At 39.4% G+C, this 9183-nt stretch carries 8 protein-coding genes and 2 tRNA genes; 2 read left to right on the plus strand and 8 right to left on the minus strand.

The window, feature by feature from the left end; genetic code table 11:
- Positions 1-148: 148 nt before the first annotated feature.
- The 3 genes from H6A27_RS13545 to H6A27_RS13555 form a co-directional block, all read right to left on the minus strand.
- Positions 149-925, minus strand: a complete 777-nt coding sequence (locus tag H6A27_RS13545) for an MBL fold metallo-hydrolase (RefSeq protein ID WP_204509070.1) — start codon at positions 923-925, stop codon at positions 149-151.
- Between the two features lie 118 nt (positions 926-1043).
- Positions 1044-2054: a UDP-N-acetylmuramate dehydrogenase gene (gene murB / locus H6A27_RS13550; RefSeq protein WP_204509073.1), complete on the minus strand. Its 1011-nt coding sequence runs from the start codon at positions 2052-2054 to the stop codon at positions 1044-1046.
- 20 nt (positions 2055-2074) lie between these two features.
- On the minus strand, positions 2075-2944 hold the full coding sequence (locus H6A27_RS13555; RefSeq protein WP_204509071.1) for a DUF4348 domain-containing protein: 870 nt from the start codon (positions 2942-2944) through the stop codon (positions 2075-2077).
- Between the two features lie 167 nt (positions 2945-3111).
- Between H6A27_RS13555 and H6A27_RS13560 the strand changes: the two genes are divergently transcribed.
- Positions 3112-4131, plus strand: a complete 1020-nt coding sequence (locus tag H6A27_RS13560) for a phenylalanine--tRNA ligase subunit alpha (protein WP_204403798.1) — start codon at positions 3112-3114, stop codon at positions 4129-4131.
- A 103-nt stretch (positions 4132-4234) separates the two neighbouring features.
- Positions 4235-5434, plus strand: coding sequence for an MFS transporter (locus H6A27_RS13565; RefSeq protein ID WP_204403796.1), 1200 nt, complete (start codon positions 4235-4237; stop codon positions 5432-5434).
- Between the two features lie 4 nt (positions 5435-5438).
- On the opposite strand, the gene H6A27_RS13570 is transcribed toward H6A27_RS13565, so the two are convergent.
- From H6A27_RS13570 to folD, 5 genes are all read right to left on the minus strand, one after another.
- Positions 5439-6575, minus strand: coding sequence for a hypothetical protein (locus H6A27_RS13570; RefSeq protein WP_204403794.1), 1137 nt, complete (start codon positions 6573-6575; stop codon positions 5439-5441).
- Between the two features lie 125 nt (positions 6576-6700).
- A tRNA-His gene (locus tag H6A27_RS13575) sits at positions 6701-6774 on the minus strand.
- Positions 6775-6799: 25 nt separating this feature from the next.
- Positions 6800-6873 (minus strand) — tRNA-His (locus H6A27_RS13580).
- Between the two features lie 93 nt (positions 6874-6966).
- Positions 6967-8049 (minus strand): CapA family protein, encoded by a 1083-nt coding sequence (locus H6A27_RS13585; protein ID WP_204509072.1) that lies wholly within the window; start codon positions 8047-8049, stop codon positions 6967-6969.
- Between the two features lie 80 nt (positions 8050-8129).
- Positions 8130-9011 (minus strand): bifunctional methylenetetrahydrofolate dehydrogenase/methenyltetrahydrofolate cyclohydrolase FolD, encoded by an 882-nt coding sequence (folD, locus tag H6A27_RS13590; RefSeq protein ID WP_204403790.1) that lies wholly within the window; start codon positions 9009-9011, stop codon positions 8130-8132.
- Between the last annotated feature and the right edge of the window lie 172 nt (positions 9012-9183).

Here is a 9183-nt window from a genome sequence, read left to right on the forward strand (position 1 = left end):
AGAAAAATCAAAATAGAAAAAAGTTTGTAGTACACAGAGGAGCAAATGAAAATTGCAAAATACTGAGTAGCAAAGAAAAGCATAAATTTACTATCAAACTTGGGTTAAATACCGTTTAAATGCTGTTTAAATACTATTTAGATGCTTATTAGAACTCTATCACCATACCATCATATGTCTGATGCATATTCTCAGGCAGCATTTTCTCCACATCTGCATGCAGACCGATATGATGGCTGGCATGTATGAAATATGTTTCCTTTGCGGAAATTTTGTTTGCGCGCTCAATAGCCTCAGGAAGACTCTGGTGCGTCCAGTGAGGTTCAAGACGGAGTGCGTTCATCACGAGACAATCAAGATTCTCAAGATATACATTACTTTCATCCGGAATCTCAGTCATATCCGTCACCCAAGCCATCTGTCCTATTCTGAAAGCGAGGATAGGCATCTTGCCATGAAACACCCTGAACGGAGTAATATCTACAGTATTTCCATACATTCCTGTTACTGAAAACGGCTTGCCAGGTTCTATTCTCTGTAATGGTATCCGTGGCACACCGGGATATGGATGCTCAACAAAACAATATGGTATGCGTTGCTGAAGGCGGTCGGCTGTATAGTCTTCGGCAAAAACAGGTACATCCTTGAACTGACAGAAAGGACGAAGGTCGTCGAGTCCGCCAACATGGTCGTAATGTTCGTGAGTTATAAGCACAGCATCGATAGGTCCGAAATCGCCCAAACGAAGCATCTGCTCACGAAAATCAGGACTACAATCTATAAGTACCCTTACTCCGTCAAGCTCTACAAGTCCTGAACATCTGAGACGCCTGTCGCGAGGATCGGTACTGGTACACACCGGACATGTACACCCCACTTGAGGCACTCCGGTAGATGTTCCGCTTCCCAATATCGTAATCTTCATATAGCTGATTTGTATTTTTACTTAGGTTCAACATCATCAAAGTGAAATGAAGCCATAACTTCTATAATTTCCTAACTCCTCTAACTTCTTAACTCCTCTAACTTCTATAACTTCCATATTAAATATAATTTACCTCCGGATGTATATCTACACCGAACTTTTCTTTTACAGACTTTATTATTTCATTGGCAAGACCAGCAATATCACTTCCTGTCGCACCTCCTAAATTAACTAGTACAAGTGCCTGTTTATGATATACACCTGCAGGACCGATGCTTTTTCCTTTCCATCCGCAACGGTCAATCATCCATCCGGCAGGTATTTTTACTGTATCTTCGTCAATAGGATAATGAGGCATGTCAGGATATTCTTCAAGCAACTGTCTGAACTTCCGCATTGAAACCATAGGATTCATAAAGAAACTTCCGGCATTACCCAATTCTGACGGTTCAGGTAACTTGGAACGGCGTACATCAATTATTATATTTCTGACATTTACCAATGATGGCTCAAGACCTCGTTTATCAAGTTCCGAACTGATATTTCCGTACGAAAGATGATATTCAGGTTTCTTGCCAAGACGATATGTGACATGAGTTACTATATATTGTCCTTTAATTTCACCCTTAAATATGCTGTCTCGATATGAATAATTGCATTCCTGATTAGAAAACACACGTTCGGAAGCATCGGAAAGCCGAACTGTGTGTACCTTATGGATTACATCCTTAGCTTCAACACCGTATGCTCCGATATTCTGTACTGCAGACGCACCTACTTCGCCCGGAATTATAGAAAGATTTTCGATACCATACCACCCTTTTAACACTGAATACGAGACAAAATCGTCCCACACTTCGCCTGCCCCTACCTTTATATATATGCACTCGTCAGTTTCATCAACCACTTCAAATCCTTTTATAGCAGAATGGAGGATAGTTCCCTTAAAATCGGAAAGGAAAAGGAGATTACTACCCCCACCGATATGTAGTATCGGCAATTTTACATCGTATGAAGAAAGGAATGATTTTAATTCGTCAACGGATGAATATTCCACAAAACAAGACGACTTGACATCCATTCCGAAGGTATTGTAATTAAGTATAGGATAGTCTGTATATTCTTTAATCATATTTATTGTAGTATTTATCAATCACTTAAATCTTCGAACTTAAAAAGTTTCCATTTGCCATGCGTACGTCTGAAGTAAAGAGTATAACTAAATCCGTTACCTAATCCCTTGAACTCAACAATTTTTCTATTGGATTTTTCTGTTTCCTTCTGTCCATAACGAATATTTGTAAGTTTGTCTGCAGGCATTGGAGGACGGAAAGCAAACCATTGTCCTCTTTCGAGAGTGGTTTCAAGAACAGAAAATTCATCCTCCGGATCTACTGTAGAAAACAATAAAGGGTCTGAAAGTCTCTCAGACTGGAAAATAGAATCGGAAGCAAAGCTTGCATAAAAATCATAAAAATCTTCACCACCAGACTGCTGACGGGATATTTTTTCCTTATTGACAGCCTCAAGATACCACTGGTCGTTTTTTTGTTCAAAATAATAACGCTTGACATTCTTATCGGAAAGATACATCCAGTCAACCTGAACACTTGTAGATTCCGAATTGTTTTCAAGTTCAAGTTCTTCTTCCTTATCAAATATCACAGTATATACCTGTTCGTTGCTAAACATAGGATCGAACGTCCATTGATCTTCTGTAAGTCTTGTTACAGTGGTATCATTATAGAATGAAACCGGGAAAATAATTCTTGAATGTTGAAATTCCTGGTCGGAAGTGAAATAATAAAGAAAATCAATAAAACTGGCATCAGCTGTGACAGGAACAACCTCTTCCACAACAATCAAAGTGTCCGAAAAGTCTTCATCAGGCAAGCAAACCGAATCTTCTAAAAACAAATCCGCTTCCGAATCTTCGGAATAAGCACCAGAGCCTTTCCGCTGCCCCATACACGATGCAACCATGAGCAGCAAAACATATCCCAATAGAATATTTTTCATTTAATTATGCCTAATATAAAATACGCGGCAAAAATACCTATTTTTTTCTTTCGCTGACGAATATCGGACAAGTTTTCTTTTTTATTACATGAAAAAGGTAATATTTCAGTTTAAATACTTAACTTTGCGCCAATATAAAAAAAGAAGAATAACAAAAACAATAATATATGTTAGAAAAAATAGAACAGTTACTTAAGGAAATAGAAGATTTAAAGGCTTCGAACGCTGAAGAGCTTGAGGCACTGAGAATAAAATACTTAAGCAAGAAGGGTGCAATCAATGCACTGATGGCCGACTTCAGAAATGTGGCTGCAGACAAGAAGAAGGAAGTTGGTATGAAACTAAACGAGCTGAAAAACCGTACTCAGGAACGTATCGCCGCTCTGAAAGAAGCTTTCGAGGCACAAGACAATGGCGCCGCTGAACTCGACCTTACACGTACCGCTTATCCTGTCGATTTAGGTACACGCCATCCGCTTAGTATCGTAAAAAATGAAATTATCGACATATTCAGCCGCATGGGATTTACCATTGCCGATGGACCAGAAGTGGAAGACGACTGGCATGTATTCTCATCTATGAACTTCGCTGAAGATCATCCGGCACGTGATATGCAAGATACATTCTTCATCGAAAGTCACCCTGACATCATCCTTAGAACACATACATCGTCTGTACAGAGCCGTGTGATGGAAGTTTCTCAACCTCCAATCCGTGTTATCTGTCCGGGACGTGTTTACAGAAACGAAGCTATCAGCTACAGAGCACACTGCTTCTTCCATCAGGTAGAAGGTCTGTATGTTGACAAAAATGTTTCATTCACAGACCTGAAACAGGTGTTGTTGCAGTTTGCTAAAGAAATGTTCGGTGAAGACACAAAAATACGTCTTCGTCCATCATATTTCCCATTTACAGAGCCAAGCGCTGAAATGGATATAAGCTGCGACATCTGTGGCGGTGAAGGATGTCCTTTCTGCAAATATACAGGATGGGTTGAAATTCTCGGATGCGGAATGGTTGACCCAGCCGTACTCGAAGCTAACGGAATAGACAGCAAGGTTTATTCAGGATATGCTTTCGGAATGGGTGTCGAACGTATTGCAAACCTTAAATATAAGGTAAAAGACTTGCGTATGTTCTCTGAAAACGACACAAGATTCTTGACTGAATTTGAAGCTGCCAACTGATAGAGGGCGCTACGAAAACATATAATTTATATTAGGCACGGTGACCGCGGTATTGCGAATCCGTGCCTTTTAACTATGAAACGGGCAAACCATATATATAGATATGAGTAAAGATAAACTTATCACTCCAAGCTATTGCTGCATTCTGGCTGCAAACTTCCTGCTTTATTTTGGTTTCTGGCTGCTTATTCCGGTACTCCCCTTCTATCTTGATGAGATTTTCGGAGTTTCAAACACTACTATCGGAATAGTACTTTCGTGCTACACCATAGCCGCCTTGTGCATAAGACCATTTTCCGGTTATTTTCTTGATACTTTCGCGAGGAAGCCTCTTTACATGGTAGCTTACTTTATATTTACTTCAATTTTTGCCGGATATATGCTGGCAGGTACACTTACACTGTTTATCATATTAAGAGTGATACACGGATTGTCGTTCGGAATGGTTACGGTAGGCGGTAATACATTAGTGATTGACATTATGCCGTCGTCAAGAAGAGGTGAAGGACTTGGATATTACGGTCTGACAAACAATCTTGCCATGTCTATAGGTCCTATGTTCGGACTGTTCATGCATAATGCAGGTGCTTCGTACACAACAGTTTTCTCATACGCCCTATTTTCCGGAATATTAGGCATCATTATGGCTTCGTGCGTAAAAACGACATACCGCCCACCAATAAAACGAGAACCGATTTCACTCGACAGATTTATTTTAATCAAAGGATTACCAGGAGGATTAAGCCTGTTACTGCTTTCCATACCGTACGGTATGACAACAAACTATGTGGCAATGTACGCCAAAGAAATTGGCATTACTGCCGAGACAGGACTTTTTTTCACGTTCATGGCTGTTGGTATGGCCATTAGCAGACTTTTTAGTGGAAGACTTGTTGATAAAGGAAAAATCACTGAAGTGATAATGGCAGGCATGTACCTTGTCGCATTCTGCTATTTCGGACTTACCGCCTGCGGATGGACTATTGAGTGGAGCTACACTATTACCACTGTATTCTTCTTCGCTATTTCACTTTTATTGGGTGTAGGATTCGGAACCATGTTTCCGGCTTACAACACACTGTTCGTTAATCTTGCCCCAAACAGCCAAAGAGGAACAGCTACCAGCACATACCTGACGTCGTGGGATGTAGGTATAGGAATAGGAATGCTTAGCGGAGGTAGCATTGCCGAAATTTCTTCATTCAAATACGCTTACCTGTTTGGAGCGATACTGACCCTGGTTTCAATGTTTTATTTCAGATTCAAGGCCGGACCGCACTTCAAAAAGAATAAAGTAAGGTAATGATCTATTCCTTATACGTGAAAACATATATATGAGAAAATCTTCCGTTTACTTCAGTTACCTGCGATGACATTATAAACGAACGGAACAGATTAATGTTTCTGCAAATGAAATCCGGGATATAAGGACTATAGCTCTTAGGGTCTTGCGCCACTTTATTCATATCCGCAACCATGATATATGATGCATCTCTCGATAAATTTGACAGACACTCGTCAAATATCATCGTATGAGGCAATGACATCGCATGGATAATACATGAATCGACTTTTTCACGTCCTGAAACAATCAATACACTATCTTCTGACAGCGGAGCGATGTGCGACATACGAGACTCTATATCCTGCAAACAACTGTCAGGCTGATACATCGAACCACTTAGATAAAGAACATCACTGTTAAGGTGCAAATCAAACTCACTCCAAACATGATTATGTCCTTCGCCTAAATATGGAAATGAAGCCGTACGGCCATAGAAAGTCAAATAATTAGCCGATTTTTTAAACTGGTGCTTAGAAAATACCAAATCATTCTCCAGTGACGTTCCATCTTTTATGGCATCAATGACCCTTTCAATCAATGACTTATGATAACTTACTATTATATAGCCTTCACCACATAGAACAGAAAGAAAATTAGCGGTTTTACCCAAAGGATAAATTTCAATCTTCTTACCTCTATATTCTTCTGTTTTTGCAGTTATACTCGAACCATATTTCTGTCGGAGAATATCAAGAACAAATTGTCTGGCGCCAGAAGTTATTTTGAAGTAAGCAATAACATCTTTGGTCGTATCTGAGCTATGAAAACTAATCATCAGACGTTTTATCTGATTTGACAGCCCATGAGTGTTTACGGAAGTATATTCAGTAATATCATTGAGAATATTGTTGATTAATTCGGAATGGTGAAGGTTTTCCAAATCTACAGCATACGACATACGAGGAAACTCGCTGGTATAATACGCTATATTGTCAGTGTCAAGGACTCCATAACAGTCATCAGGGACCAAAGAAAACATATTAACATCGTTTCCTTTTTCCGCATCCGAGATGCTGACAAAACTATAAAACGCTACACCTAAACAGAATAGCAATACTGATAGCCCAACTCCTATTTTTACGACCGTACGAAACCTCATATAGCTCTTTTTGGCAAAGATAATAAAAACTTTATAAAAAAGTACAAATTAGGCAAAGTATTTATATAAAAAAAGTCCTGTATAACAATATACAGGACTAAAAAATTAAATCTTTTTAAATAGTGGGTGACTAGTGGGACTCGAACCCACGACATTCAGAACCACAATCTGACGCTCTAACCAACTGAACTATAATCACCATGTCAGCTTAAGAATTAGGAAAGGGTGACTAGTGGGACTCGAACCCACGACATTCAGAACCACAATCTGACGCTCTAACCAACTGAACTATAGTCACCATGTTGGCTTTCCTTTCAAAAGCGATGCAAAGGTACGCATTATTTTCATTTATGCAAACTTTTATCCTGTTTTTTTTCGATTTTGTCCCTATTTATTGAAAAACATTTTTCCCCAATATTTGCTCCGCATCATTCATATACCTTATAAAGCGCTGTCTTTCAGTATTACCAAGACAACTTGCATCAACATTATAAGGATATATGATAAAATCCGATTTACTATTCAATGCAGGTCTCGAAGTCCATACCAATGTTTTTTCGAATGAGACAAGACGTGTTATTCCGTGAACTTTCTTAAAGAATAATTTTACTGACAATCCTCCATCTGTATGCCGCGCACTCATATTGGAAATATAATTCCCCAATGAAAATGCCACCAGATGTTTCTGAGGCGATACAGCATCCCCTATCACATCTACCGGTTGAATCACATGCGGGTGTGCCCCTATCACATGATCAACTCCCATATCAACAAGCCATTTAGCCAGATTTATTTCTTCTGACGACGGCACAGTTTTATATTCCACGCCCCAATGCATAAAAGCTATAATAATATCCGGCTTCATCAGCCTTGCTTTTATAATATCACATTTCAACTGTTCCCTGTCTATGAAATTGACGATATTAGGTTCTTTTACAGATATCCCATTGGTTCCGTACGTCGCATTCAGGAACACAACCTTAAAACCGTTCTTCTCGACCAGCAAAGGATAATTATGAATTCTCTCTTCCTTATTAACATAAGTGCCTGCATGCTTTATTTTAAGCGAGTCAAGCATTTTTACAGTTCTCTCCAGACCTGAACGTCCCCTATCAAGGCAATGATTATTCGCTGTCATAAGGACATCAAACCCGGCATCACGTATCGCATAAAGAAATTCATCCGGTGCGCTGAAAGCAGGATAACCCCTATAAGGCGCACCACCCAATGTTACTTCAAGATTACCTACAGCAATATCAGCCGATCGTATATAAGACCTGACATACTTGAAATTATTACTATAATCATAAATACCTTCCCCATTTTTTGCCGCCCTTATCTGAGCTTCATGCTGCATAAGATCTCCGGCAAAGAAAATTGAAAGAGTATCCGAGGTTACCGCAAAAACAGTTGTTGCCGACAGCCACATGACCGCCGGCAACAATCGTAATATATATCTTTTCACTACTTTCATAAACTTCAAAACAAGAAACTCAAAATAGCATTAGTTGTTTGGACATTGATTAGTGAACATTAAAAAGCTGTTCAAACAGCCTATTTATAAATCGCTTTCTTTCCTGCAAGAAGAGTATTTTTCATTAGTGAAACAATAGTCATCGGACCGACACCGCCAGGAACCGGAGTAATATAAGAGCACTTTGGAGCCACTTCATCAAATTTCACATCTCCGGTAAGCTTAAATCCTGACTTTCTGCTTGCGTCCGGCACTCTGGTTGTACCCACATCTATAACAACCGCACCTTCCTTAACCATTCCGGCTGTAACAAATTCCGGCTGGCCTAAAGCAGCTATAATAATATCAGCTTCACGACATTCATCTACAAGATTTTTACTTCTGCTATGACAAACCGTCACTGTAGCGTCACCGGGATACGCTTTTTGCATCATAAGAGCAGCCATTGGCTTACCTACGATATTGCTTCTGCCTAAGACAACACATTTCTTACCGCTTGTCTCAATATTATACCTTTTGAATAATTCCAATATACCATTCGGAGTGGCTGAGATATAACACGGCAATCCAATAGACATCCGCCCAACATTGATTGGATGGAAACCATCCACATCTTTCCTGTAATCAATTGTTTCTATAACCTTCTGCTCAGATATATGCTTAGGCAAAGGTAATTGCACGATAAAACCATCTACATCATCGTCAGCATTCAATTCCCTGACCTTCGAAAGAAGTTCTTCTTCGGTTACATCAGATTCGAACCTTATAAGAGTGGACTTAAAACCACAAACTTCGCATGCCTTGACTTTATTAGCCACATAAGTTTCGCTTCCACCGTCATGCCCCACAAGTATGGCTGCAAGATGTGGACGCTTACCTCCTGAAGCTACTATCTGAGCCACTTCCTGAGCAATTTCCTGCTTTATCTGTTCAGATATTGCCTTACCGTCTATCAATACCATAAGCTAATTTTTTAAAGTTACAATAACTAATATAAATTCTATTTCACTTTCATGAATAAGTAATATGACAAACTTACATAAAAATCTTCGTTTTTTATGCCGGTGCAATAAAAAATCAAGCCCTACGTACTTGATTGATCGTCTATTGCCGTGCTCGAAGCACAAAATGTTG

The sequence above is a fragment of the Bacteroides caecigallinarum genome (assembly GCF_016902295.1).
GTDB classification, from domain to species: domain Bacteria; phylum Bacteroidota; class Bacteroidia; order Bacteroidales; family Bacteroidaceae; genus Phocaeicola; species Phocaeicola caecigallinarum_A.

Coding starts and splice junctions, on each gene's coding strand:
- H6A27_RS13560 (WP_204403798.1), top strand. CDS start 3,112: ATGTTAGAAAAAATAGAACAGTTACTTAAGGAAATAGAAGATTTAAAG.
- folD (WP_204403790.1), bottom strand. CDS start 9,011: ATGGTATTGATAGACGGTAAGGCAATATCTGAACAGATAAAGCAGGAA.
- H6A27_RS13565 (WP_204403796.1), top strand. CDS start 4,235: ATGAGTAAAGATAAACTTATCACTCCAAGCTATTGCTGCATTCTGGCT.
- H6A27_RS13555 (WP_204509071.1), bottom strand. CDS start 2,944: ATGAAAAATATTCTATTGGGATATGTTTTGCTGCTCATGGTTGCATCG.
- H6A27_RS13585 (WP_204509072.1), bottom strand. CDS start 8,049: ATGAAAGTAGTGAAAAGATATATATTACGATTGTTGCCGGCGGTCATG.
- H6A27_RS13570 (WP_204403794.1), bottom strand. CDS start 6,575: ATGAGGTTTCGTACGGTCGTAAAAATAGGAGTTGGGCTATCAGTATTG.
- H6A27_RS13545 (WP_204509070.1), bottom strand. CDS start 925: ATGAAGATTACGATATTGGGAAGCGGAACATCTACCGGAGTGCCTCAA.